19 protein-coding genes are annotated in these 18,772 nt (G+C 60.9%); 9 read left to right on the forward strand and 10 right to left on the reverse strand.

The window, feature by feature from the left end; translation table 11 throughout:
- Nucleotides 1-4: 4 nt before the first annotated feature.
- Both ACYU7Z_RS10285 and ACYU7Z_RS10290 read right to left on the reverse strand, forming a co-directional pair.
- Nucleotides 5-409, reverse strand: a complete 405-nt coding sequence (locus ACYU7Z_RS10285) for a response regulator (RefSeq protein ID WP_460570082.1) — start codon at nucleotides 407-409, stop codon at nucleotides 5-7.
- A 21-nt stretch (nucleotides 410-430) separates the two neighbouring features.
- Nucleotides 431-1,252 carry a helix-turn-helix domain-containing protein gene (locus ACYU7Z_RS10290; RefSeq protein ID WP_460570084.1) on the reverse strand — a complete coding sequence of 274 codons (822 nt, stop codon included), beginning with the start codon at nucleotides 1,250-1,252 and terminating at the stop codon, nucleotides 431-433.
- A gap of 273 nt (nucleotides 1,253-1,525) precedes the next feature.
- Between ACYU7Z_RS10290 and ACYU7Z_RS10295 the strand changes: the two genes are divergently transcribed.
- Nucleotides 1,526-2,320 carry a PAS domain-containing protein gene (locus ACYU7Z_RS10295; RefSeq protein ID WP_460570086.1) on the forward strand — a complete coding sequence of 265 codons (795 nt, stop codon included), beginning with the start codon at nucleotides 1,526-1,528 and terminating at the stop codon, nucleotides 2,318-2,320.
- On the opposite strand, the gene ACYU7Z_RS10300 is transcribed toward ACYU7Z_RS10295, so the two are convergent.
- Nucleotides 2,317-2,898, reverse strand: a complete 582-nt coding sequence (locus tag ACYU7Z_RS10300) for a PhnA domain-containing protein (RefSeq protein ID WP_460570088.1) — start codon at nucleotides 2,896-2,898, stop codon at nucleotides 2,317-2,319. The two genes, ACYU7Z_RS10295 and ACYU7Z_RS10300, sit on opposite strands and share 4 nt — an antisense overlap.
- A gap of 144 nt (nucleotides 2,899-3,042) precedes the next feature.
- Here ACYU7Z_RS10300 and ACYU7Z_RS10305 point away from each other — a divergent pair, with 144 nt between their 5' ends.
- From ACYU7Z_RS10305 to ACYU7Z_RS10335, 7 genes are all read left to right on the forward strand, one after another.
- Nucleotides 3,043-3,321: a hypothetical protein gene (locus tag ACYU7Z_RS10305; RefSeq protein ID WP_460570090.1), complete on the forward strand. Its 279-nt coding sequence runs from the start codon at nucleotides 3,043-3,045 to the stop codon at nucleotides 3,319-3,321.
- A gap of 92 nt (nucleotides 3,322-3,413) precedes the next feature.
- On the forward strand, nucleotides 3,414-5,048 hold the full coding sequence (locus tag ACYU7Z_RS10310) for a peptidase domain-containing ABC transporter (RefSeq protein ID WP_460570092.1): 1,635 nt from the start codon (nucleotides 3,414-3,416) through the stop codon (nucleotides 5,046-5,048).
- Nucleotide 5,049: 1 nt separating this feature from the next.
- Nucleotides 5,050-6,354 (forward strand): HlyD family secretion protein, encoded by a 1,305-nt coding sequence (locus ACYU7Z_RS10315; protein ID WP_460570094.1) that lies wholly within the window; start codon nucleotides 5,050-5,052, stop codon nucleotides 6,352-6,354.
- Nucleotides 6,351-7,721, forward strand: a complete 1,371-nt coding sequence (locus tag ACYU7Z_RS10320) for a TolC family protein (RefSeq protein ID WP_460570096.1) — start codon at nucleotides 6,351-6,353, stop codon at nucleotides 7,719-7,721. Before ACYU7Z_RS10315 ends, ACYU7Z_RS10320 begins: the two co-directional genes overlap by 4 nt.
- A gap of 105 nt (nucleotides 7,722-7,826) precedes the next feature.
- Nucleotides 7,827-8,123 (forward strand): hypothetical protein, encoded by a 297-nt coding sequence (locus ACYU7Z_RS10325; RefSeq protein WP_460570098.1) that lies wholly within the window; start codon nucleotides 7,827-7,829, stop codon nucleotides 8,121-8,123.
- A gap of 7 nt (nucleotides 8,124-8,130) precedes the next feature.
- The gene (locus tag ACYU7Z_RS10330) at nucleotides 8,131-10,629 is read left to right on the forward strand and encodes an Hsp70 family protein (protein WP_460570100.1); all 2,499 of its coding nucleotides are present in this window, start codon (nucleotides 8,131-8,133) and stop codon (nucleotides 10,627-10,629) included.
- A complete protein-coding gene (locus ACYU7Z_RS10335) occupies nucleotides 10,622-12,301 on the forward strand; it encodes a hypothetical protein (protein WP_460570102.1) in 1,680 nt (559 codons plus the stop codon). Before ACYU7Z_RS10330 ends, ACYU7Z_RS10335 begins: the two co-directional genes overlap by 8 nt.
- Here the strand turns inward: ACYU7Z_RS10335 and ACYU7Z_RS10340 are convergent.
- On the reverse strand, nucleotides 12,298-12,738 hold the full coding sequence (locus ACYU7Z_RS10340; RefSeq protein WP_460570104.1) for a VOC family protein: 441 nt from the start codon (nucleotides 12,736-12,738) through the stop codon (nucleotides 12,298-12,300). The genes ACYU7Z_RS10335 and ACYU7Z_RS10340 overlap by 4 nt on opposite strands.
- Before the next feature lie 144 nt (nucleotides 12,739-12,882).
- Between ACYU7Z_RS10340 and ACYU7Z_RS10345 the strand changes: the two genes are divergently transcribed.
- The gene (locus tag ACYU7Z_RS10345; protein ID WP_460570106.1) at nucleotides 12,883-13,536 is read left to right on the forward strand and encodes a tetratricopeptide repeat protein; all 654 of its coding nucleotides are present in this window, start codon (nucleotides 12,883-12,885) and stop codon (nucleotides 13,534-13,536) included.
- 121 nt (nucleotides 13,537-13,657) lie between these two features.
- Here ACYU7Z_RS10345 and ACYU7Z_RS10350 read toward each other — a convergent pair whose 3' ends face one another.
- The 6 genes from ACYU7Z_RS10350 to ACYU7Z_RS10375 all read right to left on the reverse strand — a co-directional run bounded on the left by ACYU7Z_RS10350 (nucleotide 13,658) and on the right by ACYU7Z_RS10375 (nucleotide 18,735).
- On the reverse strand, nucleotides 13,658-13,957 hold the full coding sequence (locus tag ACYU7Z_RS10350; RefSeq protein ID WP_460570108.1) for a DUF952 domain-containing protein: 300 nt from the start codon (nucleotides 13,955-13,957) through the stop codon (nucleotides 13,658-13,660).
- A gap of 47 nt (nucleotides 13,958-14,004) precedes the next feature.
- Complete coding sequence (locus ACYU7Z_RS10355; protein ID WP_460570110.1) at nucleotides 14,005-14,469, reverse strand: SRPBCC family protein; 465 nt, start codon at nucleotides 14,467-14,469, stop codon at nucleotides 14,005-14,007.
- Nucleotides 14,470-14,636: 167 nt separating this feature from the next.
- On the reverse strand, nucleotides 14,637-16,163 hold the full coding sequence (locus ACYU7Z_RS10360; RefSeq protein ID WP_460570112.1) for an FAD-dependent oxidoreductase: 1,527 nt from the start codon (nucleotides 16,161-16,163) through the stop codon (nucleotides 14,637-14,639).
- Between the two features lie 139 nt (nucleotides 16,164-16,302).
- Nucleotides 16,303-16,605, reverse strand: a complete 303-nt coding sequence (locus ACYU7Z_RS10365; protein WP_460570114.1) for a hypothetical protein — start codon at nucleotides 16,603-16,605, stop codon at nucleotides 16,303-16,305.
- Between the two features lie 132 nt (nucleotides 16,606-16,737).
- The gene (locus ACYU7Z_RS10370) at nucleotides 16,738-17,502 is read right to left on the reverse strand and encodes a DUF2400 domain-containing protein (RefSeq protein ID WP_460570116.1); all 765 of its coding nucleotides are present in this window, start codon (nucleotides 17,500-17,502) and stop codon (nucleotides 16,738-16,740) included.
- A gap of 93 nt (nucleotides 17,503-17,595) precedes the next feature.
- Complete coding sequence (locus ACYU7Z_RS10375; RefSeq protein ID WP_460570118.1) at nucleotides 17,596-18,735, reverse strand: cystathionine gamma-synthase; 1,140 nt, start codon at nucleotides 18,733-18,735, stop codon at nucleotides 17,596-17,598.
- Nucleotides 18,736-18,772 lie beyond the last annotated feature (37 nt).

Consider the following 18,772-nt stretch of genomic DNA (forward strand, 5'->3'; position numbering starts at 1 on the left):
TTCGTCAGGCACCCTGCCTGCGGCACAGCGCTACGAGCTGCGCGGCCAGGTGATCCATGTCTTCAAAAATGATCGGCTTCGTGATGAGATCCACGTCCCACTTGAGGGCGAAGCGCTTGTCGACCTCGCTGTTGGAGGTCGTGAACAGGAGCGTCGGGATTGATGCGTAGCGCGGGTTGGCGCGCAGGGCGACCAGCGTTTCGCGGCCATCGAGCACGGGCATGTTCAGGTCGAGCACGATCATGCAGGGATGCCGCTCCGGGTCGAGCGATTCAAGTGTGTCGAGCAGGGCGCGTCCGTCGGGAAAACGTGTTACCCGCACTTCGGGATGGGGGTTGAAGGCCTCCAGAAAGAGGTGCACATCGTCCAGGTCGTCCTCGGCGTAAAAAAGATCAAACTCCTTCATCATGGTGGCTGTGTTAAAAGGTGATCAGGAAGTGCTGAGCCGGCTGCTCAGCGCGCGAACCTGTTGCTCGAGCTCGGCGATCTTGCCGTACACCTGGCTCAGGGGCGCATCGAGCTGGCGGCTGCCGCTCCATTCCACTTCCCAGGCTTCCGTGATGGCCGTGGGCGGCAGTGCGGCAGGCCCGCTGCCGGCGATGCTGACGGCATCAACGAGCAGGTGAACCATGCCGGGCAGCTGGTTGAGCACCCGGCGCAGCAGCAGCCCATGGCCCGGGCAGAGCAGGAAGCAGGCGGCTCCGTCGCGCAGCTCCTCGAGGCTTTCGAGGCGGCGGCAGAGCGCCCAGTCGCCGGCTGTGAAGCGGGGCGCCAGCGCGTTGTCGGCTACTTCGAACAACCGGTACGTGCCCGTATCGGGGAGGGGCAATCCCCAGGTCGGAAGACCCGCCACGTACGTCGACTCGCCGCTTAGGTTCGCATAGTTCGCGGCTTCGGCGCGGCTCACCGCCGGCACGCGCATCTCGGTGCGGGGCTCCGAAGCATCCGCGCCACCGGTCGGCACACGTTGCATCGTGGGCACCGAAAGGGCGGCAAAAGCCTGCGAGAGATCGCGCGTCAGCAGCTCGTCGATGCTTACCGAGAAAAGCGCGCCCAGGCGCACCAGCACATCGGGATCGGTGGGGCTCGAAAAGCCCGATTCGTAGTTGGCGATGGTCGTACGGCCAAGGCGCAGCTCCTGCCCCAATTGTTCCTGGGTTTTCGCCGAACGCTTTCTTAAATGCTTAAGATTTTGAGCGAAATAGGTCACGGTTAGGGATTTATATATCAAAGATGTCAAATATTTGAACACGAGGGCGGAATTCCTGTCAAAATTTCCAACATTTTCTGTAGAGGCTCATCCGCAAACTGCGCTTACCCCACCGGGTTAGCGTGAGTGCCGGCTTGCGTAGTTCCTTTCCAACAAATTAACAGGTCCGAAAGGGCGCCGATCGCACTCATTTTGAATGGGTTATCCGGAAAAGCGTTTATACGTGCTTGTTAAACCGCGGGCGATGGCGCCGGCCTTTTTGCAAAAGGCCCGCTGTTTGCCTTTCGTTTAGCGGAACACCTAACAGAAACGCCTATGAAAAACAACCCGCCGCCGTTTGCGGCACCCGGATTTTTGTACGAGATCGACAACCTCTGCGCCCTCCTGGTAGACGGTATGCCCGATCCTGTGCTGGCCATTGACGGCTCGCACCGGATCCTGCTGGCCAACCCCGCCGCAGGCCGCTGGCTGGGCGCGCCGCGCAAGCAGTTGCTGCAGCAGCCGCTGCTCCGCATGCTTCCGGCCGGTGATACCGAATCGCTCCTGTCTTTTCTTGACCGGTGCCTTGCCGGCACGCAGAGCGGATTCTCGCAGTTGTTTGAATTGGGAGGACGCTACTTTCAATGGACGGTGCACGCGATGCTTGACCGTGCTGCGGACCTGCACGGCGCACTTTGCCTGCTGCAGGACCGCAGCGAGGAAGAACGCCTGCGCCGGCAGGTGCGGCAGCAGCAACGCCTCCTGCAGCAAAACGGCCTCCTGCTGCGCAGCCGCGCCCAGCTCGCCGGCTCACTAATCGATGCGAGCCCCGGGCCCACGTTTGTGCTCGACCGCGCGCAGCGCTTTTGTGCCGCCAACCGGCAATACCTGGAGTACACCGGCCGCAGCAACGACGATCTTATGGGACGCACGCTGCTGGAAAGCTTCCCCGAGGCAGCGGGAACTGTCTTTTATGAAAAGATGCTGGATGCGCTCGCCGGCGCGCCGCAATACCTCGAGCAAATTCCCTGCGTGCTCAACGACGGCTATTGCAATATCCAGCTGACGCCGCTTTCCTACGAGGGATTTGTATACGGCGTGCTGATCGTAGCCGAGATGGCAACGACCTAGCCCTGGCGCCGCACGTATTTCGTAAGAATCACGATCTGCTGCCCTTCAACGCGCCCCTCGATCTGCCCGCTGTTGTCGGGCACGAGCCGGATGTTGCGCACCACGGTACCCAGGCGGGCCGTGAGGGTCGATCCTTTTACATCGAGCGATTTGGTCAGCACTACGGAGTCCCCGTTTTGCAGCACGGCGCCATAGGCATCGCGGTGCAGGTCAACGGCACCGTCGCTTTCATGGTCGCCGCTCGACTTTGCCCAGGCGAGGCGCTCGTCGTCGAGGTACAGCATGTCGAGGAGGTCGGCGGCCCAGCTTTCGTTGCGAAGGCGGTTGAGCATCCGCCAGCTGACGACCTGGATGGCGGGCACCTCGCTCCACATCGCGCCTTCGAGCTTGCGCCAGTGGGCCGGGTCGAGCTCGGCGCGCTTCTCGATCTGCGCGCGGCAGCTGCCGCAGGCCAGCAGCGTTCCATCCGCATCGTGCTGTGGTGCGCCCGGCACCTCGTATACCTGCAGGTCGTCGGCAGCGCCGCAAAGCTCGCAGACGCCGCCGCTGCGCGCTTTCAATACATCCTCGATTTTCATGACGCAAAGGTACTTTTTTTCAGTGGCTCATCCGGACGGCGCTGCGCCGCGAAGCATGCTGCCGGGGCAGCGGCTTGCATCGCTCCTTATTAATTTTGTACTTCGTGAACCAATGCGTCGTTCACCTGTTTTACCGGTCCCGTCATGAAAAAACTCATTGCGCTCTTCCTCGCGTTTCTCCTCCTGCTGCAGGCCATCCCGGTGGTCCCGCAGTTGCTGTGCGACGACGTGACGGTTTCGTGGGTGGATGAGGATAAGCCCGGTGATGGCAAGATGAAGGAAAAGAAAGACGGCAAGGAATTCCTTTCGCTGTCGCTCACGCCGGTCATCAGCGCCGAGCCCGTCAAGCCTGCCTGCGCGCCGCTGCGGAAGGCGCTCCCTTGCCCGCACCTGGAGCGGTTTACACCTCCGCCGAACTGCTGAGCCCCGCCAGTCCCGCATGCCCTTGACTGTCCGGTCCCGCTTCCCGTTGCGGAATGCTCAACCTTCTTTTTCATGTGTAAACCGCTTTGATCATGGAGCGTCCCATGCATCCGCTTACGCGCATCTTCCGCCTGCTGCGGGAAGAAGGGCGCGACATTTCCTCTGTTTATTTCTACGCGATTTTCAACGGCCTCATCCAGCTGTCCCTTCCGGTAGGGATACAGGCCATCATCGGCTTCGTGCTTGCCGGAGCGCTGTCGGCCTCGCTTGTTGTGCTCGTGAGCCTCATCGTACTGGCGGTGCTGCTCGTGGGACTGCTGCAGATGGCGCAGATGAAGGTGACTGAAAAGATCCAGCAAACGATCTTCGTGCGCTACGCCTATGCCTTTGCCAGCCGCATCCCCCGGCTCAACCTCCAGGGCGTCGATGGCTACTACCTGCCCGAGCTCGTCAACCGTTTTTTTGATACCGTGTCGCTGCAGAAAAGTATTTCGAAGCTGCTACTCGACCTGCCCGTAGCGGTTATCCAGATCCTCTTCGGCCTGCTGCTGCTTTCGTTTTACCACCCGTCGTTTATCCTCTTCGGCATCCTCCTGCTTGCCGTGCTGTGGGGCATCCTGTATAGTACAGGCTCGCGCGGCCTCAGCAGCTCGCTTGCCGAGAGCACGCACAAATATGCGCTCGCCGGCTGGTTCGAAGAGTTGGCCCGCGCGGTGCACACATTCAAGTTCGCCGCGAGCGAGCTGCCCCTGAAAAAGGCCGACGATCGAACGACGGCTTACCTCGCGGCACGCACCGCTCACTTCCGCGTGTTGCTCACCCAATACCGCGCACTGGTAGCCTTCAAGGTGCTGATCACGGCAGCGATGCTTGTGGTGGGCGTCGCACTTCTGCTTAACCAGCAGATCAATATCGGCCAGTTCGTTGCCGCCGAGATCATTATCGTTACGGTCATTGCATCGGTAGAAAAGATCATCGGCAACCTCGATTCCGTCTATGATGTATTGACATCGGTGGAGAAGCTCGCCAAGCTTACCGACAAGCCCGTTGAGCAACCCGGAACCTACGATGCGCCGCCGGCGCCACCCGCCATCGAGGCGCGGGGCCTGTCGTTCGGCTACGGGGACCAGCCCGTGCTCCGGAATCTGAGCTTCCATATCGAAGCGGGCAGCAAGACCTGCATCAGCGGCCCGGGGGGCGCGGGCAAGTCGAGCCTGCTGCGATTGCTTACCGGCGCTTATCCACGATTCGGGGGCGCACTCCTCATCGGCGGTGTACCGATCGGCAATTACGCGCTCGACAGCCTGCGCAGCCAGATGGGAATTTCACTGCTCCACGATGCCGTGTTCGAGGGTACGCTGCTTGAAAACCTCAGCCTTGGCCGGCCCACCGATGCCGCCTGGCTGGCGCAGCTCATGGAGCTGACGGGACTGACTGATTTCCTGGCGGCCCAACCGCGTGGCTACGATACCGACCTGGATCCCGCCGGCCGCCGACTGTCCGAGGGCGTGGTACACAAGATCAGCCTTGTGCGCGCCCTGCTGCAGCGCCCGAAACTGCTGCTGCTCGAAGATCCGGGGCGCCACCTCGAGGAGCCCCTGCGCAGGCGCCTGGCGGCGTTCCTCCAGACACTGCCCGCAACGGTTGTTCTCACAACGAACGACCCGCTGTTTACCGGCCTGTGCGCGCAGCAGATCATCCTTCCTCTTCACCCGCAAACTCTGTGACATGAACTTTCAATCCTGGCAACATATATACCGGCACAACTATTCCAACCGGCACCGCCGCTGGTACTACTTTTTCCTGCTGCTCCTGGCGGCCCTGCTCTTCGTGCCGTGGACGCAGAACATCCGGGCACGTGGCAACGTAACGGCACTGCGGCAGGAAGACCGCCCGCAGCAGCTGCCCGCACTGATAAGCGGGCGCGTGGAGAAATGGTTTGTAAAAGAAGGCGACCAGGTGCGCAGGGGCGACACGCTGCTGCAGCTCTCGGAAGTGAAGGCCGACTACCTCGACCCTGCGCTGCTGGCGCGCACACGCGAGCAGGTGCAGGCCAAGCAGGCTACCGTCGACTATTACCGCGGCAAGGCCCGGAGCACCGAAACCCAGCTCGGCGCGCTGAATGCAACCCTGCCCCTGAAGCTGCAGCAACTGGCGGCTAAGCTGCGTCAACAGGAAACCAAGGCGATTGCTGACAGCATGGAGCTGGCTGCCGCAAGCAACGATGCCGCCATCGCATCCGCACAGCTGCAACGGGCCCGACAGCTGTACGACAGCGGGCTCATCTCGCTCACGCAACTCGAGCAGCGAAACGCCGCGCAGCAAAACACACTTGCCCGGCGGACGGCCGCGGAAAACAAGTACCTCGCCACGCGACAGGAGATCGGCATCACGCGGATCGAGTTCAGCGGCGTCGAGCAGGACTACCGCGAGAAACGCGCGAAGGTGGAGGGCGATCGTTTTTCTTCGCTGTCGCAGGTGGCGGGCGGCGCCGGCGAGATCGCCAAGCTCGAGAACCTGTATGCGTCCTACCGCATCCGCAACGGCATGTACTACGTGCTGGCGCCGCAGGATGGGCAGGTGGTGCGCGCCCGCAATGCGGGTATCGGCGAGGTCGTAAAAGAAGGCGAGCCGCTGATGCACTTTGTCCCGTCGGCCGACAGCTATGCCGTGGAGCTTTATGTGCGTCCTGCCGACCTGCCACTGCTCCACGAGGGGCAGGAAGTACGCTTCGTGTTTGACGGCTTTCCCGCGATCGTGTTCGCTGGCTGGCCCAAAGCCTCGTACGGTGTATTCAGCGGCCGCATTTCGGCCATCGAGCGCGACCTTGGCCCGGACGGGTGCTTCAAGGTGCTGGTGCGCGAAGAGCGATCCTTCCGCCCCTGGCCGCGGGAGCTGCGCATGGGCACTGGTGCCAACGGTATCGCCTTGCTGCGCGATGTTCCGCTGTGGTACGAGCTGTGGCGAAACATCAATTCCTTTCCGCCCGACTATTACCAACCCGGCAAAAACGAAAAAGGAGGAAAGAAATGAGAACCGTATTTCTACTAGCCCTCTTGTTTCTCGCAGGAGCGGCAGCCGGTCAGAAGACCCTGACCGAAGAGGAGCTGCGCTCGCTCGTTCTGCGCTATCACCCGCTGGCCAAAAGAGCCGGTCTCGCCGTGACGATCGCCAGGAGCAACGTAACGGCCGCACGCGGCGGCTTCGACCCGCAACTGCGCTGGAGCGAAGGCCGCAAGGACCTCGATGGAGTTACCTATTACGAGGAAACCCTGCTCGAAGTAAAGGTGCCCACCTGGTATGGCGTTGACGTACATGCCGGGCGCGAGGCGCGCAGCGGGGACCGCCTCAACCCCGAGGAAACACGCGGAACGCTGAGTTACCTGGGCTTCAGCCTTCCCCTCGGCCGTGATCTTATTTACGACAAGCGCCGCGCCGCCCTGCAAAGCGCGCGCCTCATGGCCGACGCCTCGGAGCAAAGCCGACGCGCGGCGCTTAACGACCTGCTGCGCGACGTGCTGGAAGACTATTGGGACTGGTGGGAAAGCGGGCGGCTCGCGCAACTGGCCGACAGCCTGCAGCGCAATGCCGAAGCCCGCCTGCAGCTCGTACGCACGGCCGTGCGCCTCGGCGACCGCGCCGCCGTCGACACGGTAGAAGCGAGAACACAGGTGCAGGCACTCGCCCTGCAGCGCGCCGAAGCCGCATTGGCGCTGCAGAAAGCAAGGATCGGCTTGTCGGCGCACCTCTGGACAGCGGAGGGCCATCCCTACGAATTGCCGGAAGACGCGCAGCCGGCACCGGGCGCCGGAGCGCCGCCTGCGTTCGATACGCTCCTCGCCCGCCTCAACATGCATCCCGAGTTGCAGGTGTATGTGATCAAGGCTTCCGTGCTGCGCCTCGAGCGTCGCCTCAGCTTTCAGCAATTGCTGCCCGACCTGGACCTGAAGTACAATGCGCTGGTGAAAAGCAGCAACCCGCTGCAAAGCCTGAAAGGCTTCGGTACGCAGAACAACTACCGCTACGGCCTCTCACTGAATATCCCGCTGCGGCTTTCGGAAGGAAGGGGCAACTGGCGTGCAGCGAAGGCGCGGCTGGCGCAGGCTCAACTCGAGGTCGACCAAAAGAGGCGCGACCTGCAGGTGAAGCTGCAGCAGCAGCTGGCCGAGTGGCAACAGCTGGCCGTTCAGCAGGCGGCACAGGCGGAGACGATCCGTAGTTATACGGTGCTCCTTCGTGCCGAGGAAGCCCGCTTCGGCGCCGGCGAAGGGTCGCTGTTTCTTGTCAATGCGCGCGAGCAGAAAGCCTGGGAAGCCTTGCAGAAAGGAATCGGCCTGGAAGCGAAGCGCGCACGGGCCCTGCTGCGCCTGCATTGGGCGGCGGGCCTGCTTGCGCCCTAAACAGCGCCAGGCCACGGGAGCCGGGGCCTGCAGAAAAAAGTCTCCATCCCGTTGGGTCCGCTGCACCGGGATTGCTAACTTTAACGCCCGGCCAAAACCAGCGGCATGAAAGCGATCGTCAACATCATCAACCAGCTTTTCGAAATAGAGAAAAAAACGGGCGGGCATCCCTCGGTGCACCGAAACCTTGAGCGGATCCGCGCCGAGCTGCAGGAGCTCGGGTACTCGTGGCACAATCCGCTGCACGAAAAATACGCAGCCACCCGCACCGACTGCGAGGCGAGCATCACCGGCACGCTCAGCGACGGCATGACCATCACCGAGGTGATCAAGCCGATCATTCACAGCCAGGAGTCCGGCAACGCCCGCATCGTTCAAAAAGCCATCGTCGTGGTGGCATAAACACACTATGAAATTCATCAACTTCGGTATCGACCTCGGTACCACCAACTCACTCATCGCCCGTTTCCAGAACGGCGAGGTGCAGGTATTCAAGAATCCCCTCAGCGGCAAGGAAACGCTTCCTTCGGTAGTGGCTTTCCGCGGCGACCGTGTGCTGGTGGGTGAAAAGGCCCGCGAGCTCGTAGCCAAGGATCCCGTCAATGTGATCGGGTCCTTCAAGCGCAAGATGGGCACCGACGAGCAGTACCGCATCACAGCTACCGGCGGCAGCAGCACGCCGATGAGCCTTTCGGCGCTCGTGCTCCGCGAGCTCAAAACTTTTGTGCATACCGGTGAGCCCGTCGACAGCGTGGTGATCACGATCCCCGCCTCCTTCGATACGATACAATCGAACGCTACCAAGAAGGCCGGCTACGAAGCGGGCTTCCGCGAGGTGGTCCTGCTGCAGGAGCCCATTGCAGCCTCGCTCGCCTACTTCAACGAAAGCCGCAACGGCATTCCCAGCGAAGGCAGCTGGCTCGTGTACGACCTCGGCGGCGGCACCTTCGACGTTGCGCTGGTGCGCGTGGTCGACGGCGAGCTGCGCGTGGAAGACCACGAAGGCAACAACTTCCTCGGCGGCCTCGACTTTGACACGGGTATTGTAGAAACACTGATCATACCTGAGATCGTGAAGCAAACCGGCGACGAATCGATCGCCGAAGCCATCCGCCAGCGCGAAGGCGCTTACGAAGGATTGTTCTTCGTGCTCCAGTACAAGGCCGAAACCGCCAAGAAGGAATTGTCGGTACAGGCCGAGACGGAGATCGAGTTCACGCTGCCCGACGGCAAGGAGATCTATATGCGTGTCAGTCGAGCAGACCTCGAGCCGGTTTTTGCCGAAAAGACCGACGCCAGCATCACTCTTATCCGCTCGATGCTGCAACGCAATAACCTGGCGGCCGGCGACATCCAGCAGATCATCATGGTGGGCGGTTCCACCTACATCCCCTATGTGCGCGGGCAAGTCGCCGCGCAAACCGGCATCCCCCTTGCCTTCGACGCCGACCCGACGACCGCCGTGGCTGTCGGCGCCGCGTACTTTGCGGGCTCGCACCTGGCGCAGGAAGGCAGCATCGATACGCTGCCGACAACCGAAGACGCCGTGCCAAGCCACCGCGTAAAAGCGGTATTCCCGACAGTGAGCAGCGAAGACGAAGAGCTCTATATGGCCATCCCCGAAGAGGGCGACTTCAGCCAGCTTTTTTACCGCATCACCCGTGCCGATGGCGGGTACGACTCGGGCACGCGCCCCGTGGGTGCGCGCATCAGCGAGTTTCTCCCACTGCTCAAGGGGAGCAAAAATCTTTTCGAGATCCGCTTCACCGATGCGCAGAACAACAGCGTGCCCGTAGCGCATCCGCCCTTCGCCATCCAGCATGGCAAGTTCAACGTAGCCGGCCAGCCGCTGCCCAACGATATCTGCCTCGAGGTCGACGACCTGGAGAACAACCGCACCAAGCTCCAGCTGCTCTTCGAGCGCAACAGCATCCTGCCGCTCCGTAAAACGGTGTATAAAGAAATTACGCGTACGATATCGAAGGCAAGCCGCGACAGCCTCGTCATCAACGTGCTCGAGGGCACACGACACAGCCGCCCGCACAGCAACCTGCATATCGGCGCCATAGAGATCCACGGCTCCGACCTCAAGACCGATCTCGTCAAAGGATCGGATGTGGAGATCCGCTTCGAGATGAACGAGTCGCGCGACCTGACGATCACCGCGTACCTCGCGATGGCCGACCAGGAATTCCGCAATGTATTCAGCACCTCCGAGAAGCAGGTCAGCATCGTTCGGCTCAAAGACGACCTGCGCCTGCTGGTCCGCGAGATGCGCTCCGAGCTGCGCGATGAAAAAGGCCGCGACGAAGAATCGGAATGGAGCGGTGAGCTGCGGCAGTGTATTTACGATGCCGAGAAGCTGCTTTCCCGACTGGAGCGCGTTTCCGACAAAGACAATGGCGATGAGAAGTGGGCCATCAGCGAGGAGCGCCGCCGCATCTCGGCGCGCTACGACGCGCTCGGAAGCGAGCAGCGCGTGTATACCCTGCAGGCCGATTACCTGCGTCTCAAGAACTTCTGCGACGAAACACTCCCGCATGTTGACCTCGACCAGGACAAGCTCGTAGCCGACTACGACCGCATTGTGCAGGATGAGGCCGTCTTCCTCCGCAGCCGCAGCTCGTCGGTGCTGCGCGCGAAGATCGATTCACTGGAGCAGCTCAGGATGCGTATCCTGTCGAACACCCGCTACTTCATCACCAACATCTTCCTCAACCTGTGCGAGCTTCCGCCCGAAAGCTTCACCAAGCCCGCCGTGGCGCAAACGCTGATGAAGCAGGGCGAGGAAGCCCTCACGCAGCAGCGCTTCCCGGAGCTGCGGAATGCTGCCATTCACCTCTCGCACCTTGTCGACGACCCCGACGAGCTTGAGGCCATCAAAATAAAAGGAACCGGCATTGGATAGAGAACTGGAACGATACCGATCACCCGTTCGCCTCGTGCTGCATGCCGGCGAGCCGCTGCAGCCCTACACGCCGCAAACCCTTGTGCGCGCCCGCAAGAAGCTCGTCGCGGAGCTGTCGCTGTCGGGTGGCGAGCTGCAGCTGGATGGCGAAACCTATACGCGCAACGACGTGGCCACGCTGCTGCAGGACCTGAGCGAAGAGCAATGGTCGCTGCACTGCCTTGTGTACGCCTTGCCTTCGGCGCTGCAATTCCTGGAAAAGGCCGACTGCGATGTCGACGTGCTGGAGACGGAGCTCCGCCCCTACCGCTTCAAGCCCGGCTTCCCGGAATTCATCGCGCCTGCTTTTGCCGCCGCCTTCCGCGACGCAACGGGCCGCCTGATCCGCGAGGTGCAGCCTGCGCGTCTGGCAAAGCTTTTGGGCCTGCACGCCTTTGTGCTGCCCGACTTCGAAGAGGCGGCGTATGAAAAGCTGCGGCGCTACTTCGAAGGATTGCTCAACCGCATTTGCGTAATGGGCTACGAGGCCGAGGATCGCTACGAGCTCAACTTCCTCTATTCACCGGCCTGGATCGATTTTATGAATGCCCTGCCGCCTGCGCTGGCGCCCGAGCGCGACGAGGTGGCGACGCAATTGCTGGCACTGGTGGGACGGCTGCAGCACAAAGCCACCTGGGCCTTCCTGGACCAGCTATGCCAGCGGATCCTGCTGATCCACACGAGCCAGGCGGTAAAGAACCGTGTTGCCGACGCGGCGCACATCATGCAGCAGAACGCACGCCGCGGCGCACCGGCAGCGGCCGGCAGCAACCGTCGCACGGCGCCGCCGCCAAGCCAGCGCGAAGGACCAGGTGCCGGCCGCATCATTTTCGGCGTGTTCTGGATACTTGTGATGATCGTGCGCTTTGCTTCCATGGACAGCTGCCGCTCCAAAAGCTATTCGAGCTACGATGATATTACGAGGCGCTCAACGAACATCGGTGAAACGCTGCGCCCCGCGCTGAAGAAGCGCGACAGCCGCTCCAATGAAGACCGGCTGCTGTCGGTGCTCGACTCGCTGAGCCAACAGAGCCACGACGGCAAGGCTCTGACGCCCGAAAGCGGCAGTCCGCCCTATGCGTCGTTTACGTCACTTCCCGACCAGAGCGGCACCGTGAACTTCACCGTACGCAATGAAACGACGCAGGACCTGCTCTTTTTCTGGTTTTCGGGCGACAACCTGCTGCTCGACAGCAGCGCCCGCACCCATTCCGTATTTATACGGAAAGGCGGAAGCTACCGGTTCCCGATGCATACCACGCTGGAAAGCCGCTTTGCCGCTGCCTTTGGACAGGGATGGGTGCGCCTCTCGCCCAGGGCACGGGTGCCACTGCGCGCCGTTGACTACGACATGAGCCGCGAAAGCGGCGGCTATTTCGGAACGGCCGACAAGGGAAGCTTCGAGATCGGCGCCTACTTCCGCAAGCCGGCAGCAGAGCAACCCTACCTCCGCAGCACGATCACGCCGGCCTACGGTCCCAGTTCCGACCAGGACGACCGCATGCTCTACCAGCCGCATGACCGCGACGACGTTCACGACGAGGGTACGATCCGGTTCCTGGAAGAAGACGGCCATATCCGCGCTGCGGGTGCGGGCACGTATTATCTTATCGGCAGGACGCGCATCGATTAAGCTACCGGCTGCGCCGCTTCGAGCCCGGCGATCTCGATCTTATCCATCTTCATGAGGGCTTCCATCGCGCCCGGGTGGCGGAGCAGCTCGGGAAGGTTTGCGGGGATCACCTGCCAGGAAAGACCAAACGGATCCTTGAGCCAGCCGCAGCGCGAGGGCTTGCCGCCGTCGGCCGAGAGGCGCTCCCAGTAATAATCGATCTCCGCCTGGTCCTTGCAATGGATGACGAAAGACACCGATTCGTTGAAGGTGAACTGCGGTCCGCCATTGAGCGCGGTAAAGCTCTGGCCGGCGAGCTCAAAGGCCACAACGACCGGCTTGCCGTCGGGACCCGGCATACCGCCGCTGATGCGGGCATCGGGGAATATGGACGTATAAAAGCGGGCGGCTTCTTCGGCATTGCCGTCAAACCACAGGAAAGGCGTGATCTTCTGCATAACGGGAATTTTACTGGTGGTACAAACCTAGCCCACTTCGCCCGTAAATAGCGGGGCGGCCGCGACATACGCAGGGGCGTTTGCGGCGCGGCCGGGCTAGGCGGTATGGGCCCCGGGGCGTATCTTTGCCCGCCTTCGATAATTATGAAATTCTATAATACCCTCATCCGCTTCCGGCTTCCCCTGGGCATCGCGCTCATCGTGCTTGGCATCGTGCTCAACGTAACGGTCAGCGGTTTCTGGCCCGTATTCCCCCTCTACCTTGTTGGTGCCATCCTCATTTTCGGCCACTTCTTTTTCGGCCCCCTGCGCCTTATCCAGGAACACATGGAGAGCGGCAATATGGAAGAAGCCCAGAAGGTGATCGACTCGGTGAAGTTTCCCAACCTGCTGTACAAGCCGATCCGCTCGGTGTACTACACGCTGAAGGGCAATATCGCCATGATGAACCAGGACTACGACAATGCCGAGAAGCACATGAAGAAAGGCCTCGACCTCGGTATGCCGATGAAGGAGGCCGAAGGCGCCTCGCTGCTGCAGATGGGAATGCTGGCGATGCAGAAGAACGACCTGCGCACCGGCGAGCGCTACATCCGCGAAGCCCTGCGCAAGGGCCTGCACGACAAGGAAAGCCAGGCAGCCGCCTACCTGCAGATGTGCAGCATCATGATGAACAAGCGCGAGTTCCGCGCCGCCAAGGAGTTCTTCCGCAAGGCAAAGGCCTGCAAGCCGACGACGCCCCAGATCGTAGACCAGATCAAGCAGATCGAAAAATACATTGCCCGAATGCCCGGCTGATATCTCTGATCTCTGATGTAGTATCTCTGATGTAGATCGCAGATATAAAAAGAGTCGCTTTGCGACTCTTTTTATATTTAGTAAGCCGGCGCCAGCTAAATCCGACATCCGAGATCCTACATCAGTCAAGCGGCTGCACCGCTACAACTGCATCCACATTAAGCGGTCCGTAGATATGCGGGAACTCCTCGTTCACCGACGGCGCCAGCTCCCAACGGAGCTCGTGCTGCAGGCGCGCCGGGTCGATCGTGAGCTTTACGAGGTTGGATTGCCCGGCGAAGTAGCGCTGGAGTACGCCCTGCACCTGGCGCTCGTCGGCGCTGGCATGAATAAAGCCCTCGATGGGGAGCGAGGCGGCCTCGTAGTATCCTTTCGCCTGTGCGGCCGCCCATTCGGCCGCAGTGGTCACGTGGTAGATCATGGCGCAAAGATGAATCCTTTTGCATCAGTAAAACGCTCCTGTTCGCGCTATTCCAGGCTTCCAAGAAGCTGTATGATCTTCTCACGCCGGAAGGCAAACAAGTCTTCGAGCTGCTTCCGGACGAAGGAGGCTCCGATGCGGCCCAGGAAGCCAAAGGGAAGCTGGTAGTGAATGAGGTCGGTCATCTCCACGCCACCCGGTATCGCGCGGAAGTGGTGCTCGTGGTGCCAGACCGAATAGGGTCCCTTCCGCTGCTCATCGACGAAATAGTGAGGCTTGTCCACATGCGTGATCTCGGTCATCCAGAAAAGCGGGATGCCCAGCAGCGGCCGCACCTTGTACGTAATTAGCTGGCCGGGATAGGTCTCCTCGCGAAGAAGCGTATTGGTAAACTTCAGGTTGAGCTTCGGTGGCGTGATCGTAGCCAGGTTCTTCGGGTGCGAAAAGAAGTCCCAGGCCGCATCGATCGACACGGGCATTCGCTGCACCTGCTTCATGACATAAACACTCATGCGGTTAAAACAAAGGGAAAGCGGGAAAGTTCGGGGCGGGAAAGAACGCCGATCCGTCAGCTGGCGGATACGCAGATCTATTGAGATTGGTTAGGATTTGCTCACCCTCGCAAAGGAAAATCCGCTTTATTCATAACAAATCTGCATTCGTTCTCTCCCGAAGTTCCTTAGAGGTCATCCAGGTCGATCTTCTCCAGACTTGCACGTGCCGGACCGGTCACTACCTCGCCGGTGATGGAGTACCGCGCTCCGTGGCAGGGGCAGTCCCAGCTTCGCTCGGCGCTGTTCCAATCCACCACGCACTTTGCATGGGTGCACACGGGGTTGAGCGCGTAAAGCTTGCCGGCTTCGTCCTTATACAGTGCGATATTGCTGCCCTCGAATTTGACGAGCCGTCCTTCGCCCGGTGCCAGTTCGGCGAGCTCGTGCAGCTTCTCCGCTTTGAGCCGCTTGCCTACGAACTGGGCCACTACGTCGGCGTTTTCTTTGACAAAGTCCATGAAGCCCGCTACGGGCTTTACACGTCCCGGCGCGAAGAGCTTTTCATAGCCGCTTTCGCGCTTCACGATGAGGTCGGTCAGCAGCTGCGCGGCGATATGGCTGTAGGTCATGCCATTGCCGCTGTAGCCGGTGGCCACCAGCACGTTCTTAGGGTTGCCCGGCAGGTGCCCGATATACGGAAGGCCGTCCGCCGGCTCGAAGTACTGCGACGACCAGCGATAGGCCACTTTGTCGACCGCGTACTGATTGCGCACAAAAGCCTCGAGCTGCGCAAAGCACTGCTCGGTATTGGCCATGTGGGCGGTCTTGTGATCCTCACCACCCACGATCAGGTAGTTGGTTCCGTCCACTTCCTGCGTTCGGAAGTAGTGATACGGATCGTACATATCGTAAGCAAGCGCGTTGGGATACACGCCTTCGCGGAGCGTTACGGCGAGGGCATAGCTGCGGTAAGGTGCGTTGCGGAAGTGAAGCAGGTTGATCCCCGGTGGAATGTGGGTTGCCCACACGAGCCAGCGGGCCGGGATCGTACCGAGCGAAGTATGCACGTTAAGGTAGGAGTCCTGGTCGGCGAAATCATTCACACGGCAACCGGTAAGGATGATGCCGCCGCCCGCCTCGAAGGCCTTCGCCAGCGCCATGATGTAGCGCGTGGGATGAAACTGTGCCTGGCGGCGGTATACGATCGCCTTGCGGAAAGGCAGCGGCACCGGGATGGTCTCCGAATATTCCACTTCGGCACCCGCGTTCACCGAGCCCTGGAACATCTTGCTGAGCTCGATCTCCTGGTCAAGCGTTTGGGCATACACGTACCCATCCCGCTCGCCGTGATCGCAGTCGATACCCAGCTCGGCGATATTCCGCTTGACGAGGTCGAGGGCGGAGCGCGCGGCCGTGTGAAGCAGGCGCGCGGCGTCTTCGCCAAAGTCCGACTCGACGCGGTCGTAAGTGGTATCGAAGAAGGTGTTGAGGTGGGCCGTCGTTCCGCCCGTGGTGCCAAAGCCCAGCGTATGCGCCTCCGCGATAACGCAGGTACGCCCCTGCCGCTGCAGCTCCAGGGCCGTTGCCAGGCCGCTGATGCCGCCGCCGACGATCACGACGTCGACCGGCTCGGTAGGCAGCACCGCCGGAGCAGTAGGTTGATCGGGGGTAGTTCCCTGCCAAAGACTTGTCGTAGCGCCGTCGCGTTGCATAAATTCCGGTTTGCAGGAGATGCAAAAAACTCATGCCGCGGGTAGTCTGCTAATGTGCCGATCTGCAAGTCTGCTAAGAAATCACCCGATAGCCAGAACCTATTAGCAGATCAGCAGACTATTTGATTTGCAGACGCCCCTACCATCGTTCATCTTCCGGGATATCGCCCGGCGGGCGCTTGTAGCGGGCACGGGAGGCGGCTTTCTCTCGCTCGCGCTCCAGCAGCAGCCGCGCGAGTATGGTCCCCGCATCGGCACCGCCGGCCGCAAGCGCCGCGCGCACTTTCTTTTCGGCTACGTCAGTCCGGTAGAGGAGGCGCACGACCGTGTCGAACTCGTACAGGACAGCTTCATTGAGCAGCTCGGCAAGGCGCAGGAAGCGCGCATCTTCCTCGGTCATCAACGCATCGATCGATGCAATCTGCTTTTCGAGCGGGGTCATGCGCCAAGTTACAACGACGACCGCCGAAAGAACGCAGCGGGCGCAAACTATTGCCGCTGCGTGCGGCCTCCGCTTGCTGTGATCTTGCAACCCTCACTTCCTGCGAAACAAAGCCCTGTCGCTCCGGGGTTCTCAAAACTTTTCACCGGCGCCGAGGCTGAAGAGGGCGAAGTCGTACCTGACGGGATCCCGCGCATCGAATTCTTTCAGGCGCTCCGTTAGTTCCACCGCGGCGGCCCAGTCGGTAGCCGCGCGCTCCAGCAACCCGAAGCGGCGGGCCACACGAGCCACGTGTACATCGATGGGCATGATGAGGCTTTCGGGACGGATCGTTTTCCAGAGCCCGAAGTCGACGCCCTTGTTGTCGGCCCGGACCATCCAGCGGAGGTACATGTTCAGCCGCTTGCAGGTAGATCCATTAAAAGGCGCGGCGATATGCTTTCGCGTACGCGGCGGCGCATCGGGCAGGCTGAAGAAATACGTATGGAATCCGTTGAGCGCATCTTCCATCGTGGTGAATACGCCCGGTGCAAACGCAGTCTCCAGCGTATCGCTTCGTTCATAATGATGGCGAAAGAAAGCGATCATGTACAGGATGTCGGTCGGGTTGAAGGTGCGGTGCCTGAAGGACAGGAATCGCTTCAGGTCCAGCTCTTCGTGCTGCCGGATAAACTGGTACGGGGCGCTGTCCATAAGCTCCATCAGCTCGTTGCTTTTGTTGATGATGGTTGTGCGGTTGCCCCAGGCAAAGAGCGCCGAAAAGAAGCCGGCGATCTCGATGTCCTGCTTCGCCGTAAACCGGTGCGGCACCGAGATCGGGTCGGCCGCGATGAAAGCGGGACGGTTGTACTCGGCTACTTTGCGGTCGAGAAAGAATTTGAGCTCAGCACGGGTCATGTGTTGCAAAGCTAGCCCGCGGACAGTGCAAAGAAAAAGCTGCCCGATGGCAGCTTTCCGATTTCAACTTCTGCCTTCCGGCTTACAGCTTTTTCAGCCGATAGCCTGCTCCAGGTCGGCGATGATGTCTTCGACATCTTCGATACCTACGGAGATCCGGATCAGCGAATCCTTCAGTCCGTTCTTGAGGCGCTCCTCGCGGGGAATCGAGGCGTGCGTCATGGATGCCGGGTGGTTGATCAGCGACTCGATGCCACCGAGGCTTTCGGCGAGGGAAAATACATGGGTCGAGGAGAGTACGCGCTTTACTTCGTCCACACTGTCGTTAACCAGCTCGAAGGAGATCATGCCGCCGAAGTCGCGCATCTGCTTTTTGGCGATGGCGTGGCCGGGATGGTCTTCGAAGCCGGGCCAGTATACTTTGGCCACCTTGGGATGGTTGCGCAGCCAGTGGGCCACCTTCGCGCCGTTCTCGCAGTGGCGCTGCATCCGCACGTGCAGCGTTTTGATGCCGCGGAGCACGAGGAAGCAATCCTGCGGGCCCGGTACGGCGCCGCAGCTTTTCTGGATAAAATACAGCTGCTCACGAAGCGCCGCATCATTCATCATCAGCGCGCCCTGGATCACATCGCTGTGGCCACCGAGGTACTTCGTGGCGGAATGCATCACGATATCGGCACCCAGGTCGAGCGGGTTTTGCAGGAAGGGCGAGGCAAACGTGTTGTCGACGCAGAGCAGCAGCTTGTGATCCTTGGCGATCGACGAGAGCACCGCGATGTCGGTAACGTTCATCAGCGGGTTGGTAGGCGTCTCGGCCCAGATCAGCTTCGTTCGCTCGTTGATCAGCGGGCGGATGCTTTCGGCGTCCTGCATGTTTACGAAATGAAACACGATGCCGAAGCGGGCAAACACCTTGGTGAAGAGGCGGTAGGTGCCGCCGTACAGGTCGTTGCCCGTGATGACCTCGTCGCCGGGCTGCAGCAGCTTGATCACCGCATCGGTGGCCGCTACACCGGAGCCGAAGGCGAGTCCGAACTTTCCGTTTTCGATGGCGGCGTACGCCGCTTCCAGCGCGGTTCGCGTGGGGTTCTGGCTCCGGGCATATTCATAGCCCTTGTGCTCGGCCGGCGCCGACTGCACATAGGTAGAGGTCTGGTAGATCGGCGTCATGATCGCGCCGGTAGTAGGATCCGGCTCCGCGCCGGCGTGGATGAACTTGGTACCAATACGCATATAGAATAAGTGTTTAAGTCGGAAGTCGGAAACGCTG

The organism is Flaviaestuariibacter terrae (assembly GCF_054777635.1).

Coding starts and splice junctions, on each gene's coding strand:
- ACYU7Z_RS10320 (WP_460570096.1), top strand. CDS start 6,351: ATGAGAACCGTATTTCTACTAGCCCTCTTGTTTCTCGCAGGAGCGGCA.
- ACYU7Z_RS10285 (WP_460570082.1), bottom strand. CDS start 409: ATGATGAAGGAGTTTGATCTTTTTTACGCCGAGGACGACCTGGACGAT.
- ACYU7Z_RS10325 (WP_460570098.1), top strand. CDS start 7,827: ATGAAAGCGATCGTCAACATCATCAACCAGCTTTTCGAAATAGAGAAA.
- ACYU7Z_RS10365 (WP_460570114.1), bottom strand. CDS start 16,605: ATGACCCCGCTCGAAAAGCAGATTGCATCGATCGATGCGTTGATGACC.
- ACYU7Z_RS10315 (WP_460570094.1), top strand. CDS start 5,050: ATGAACTTTCAATCCTGGCAACATATATACCGGCACAACTATTCCAAC.
- ACYU7Z_RS10370 (WP_460570116.1), bottom strand. CDS start 17,502: ATGACCCGTGCTGAGCTCAAATTCTTTCTCGACCGCAAAGTAGCCGAG.
- ACYU7Z_RS10360 (WP_460570112.1), bottom strand. CDS start 16,163: ATGCAACGCGACGGCGCTACGACAAGTCTTTGGCAGGGAACTACCCCC.
- ACYU7Z_RS10350 (WP_460570108.1), bottom strand. CDS start 13,957: ATGATCTACCACGTGACCACTGCGGCCGAATGGGCGGCCGCACAGGCG.
- ACYU7Z_RS10310 (WP_460570092.1), top strand. CDS start 3,414: ATGGAGCGTCCCATGCATCCGCTTACGCGCATCTTCCGCCTGCTGCGG.
- ACYU7Z_RS10295 (WP_460570086.1), top strand. CDS start 1,526: ATGAAAAACAACCCGCCGCCGTTTGCGGCACCCGGATTTTTGTACGAG.
- ACYU7Z_RS10340 (WP_460570104.1), bottom strand. CDS start 12,738: ATGCAGAAGATCACGCCTTTCCTGTGGTTTGACGGCAATGCCGAAGAA.
- ACYU7Z_RS10345 (WP_460570106.1), top strand. CDS start 12,883: ATGAAATTCTATAATACCCTCATCCGCTTCCGGCTTCCCCTGGGCATC.
- ACYU7Z_RS10330 (WP_460570100.1), top strand. CDS start 8,131: ATGAAATTCATCAACTTCGGTATCGACCTCGGTACCACCAACTCACTC.
- ACYU7Z_RS10300 (WP_460570088.1), bottom strand. CDS start 2,898: ATGAAAATCGAGGATGTATTGAAAGCGCGCAGCGGCGGCGTCTGCGAG.
- ACYU7Z_RS10305 (WP_460570090.1), top strand. CDS start 3,043: ATGAAAAAACTCATTGCGCTCTTCCTCGCGTTTCTCCTCCTGCTGCAG.
- ACYU7Z_RS10375 (WP_460570118.1), bottom strand. CDS start 18,735: ATGCGTATTGGTACCAAGTTCATCCACGCCGGCGCGGAGCCGGATCCT.
- ACYU7Z_RS10355 (WP_460570110.1), bottom strand. CDS start 14,469: ATGAGTGTTTATGTCATGAAGCAGGTGCAGCGAATGCCCGTGTCGATC.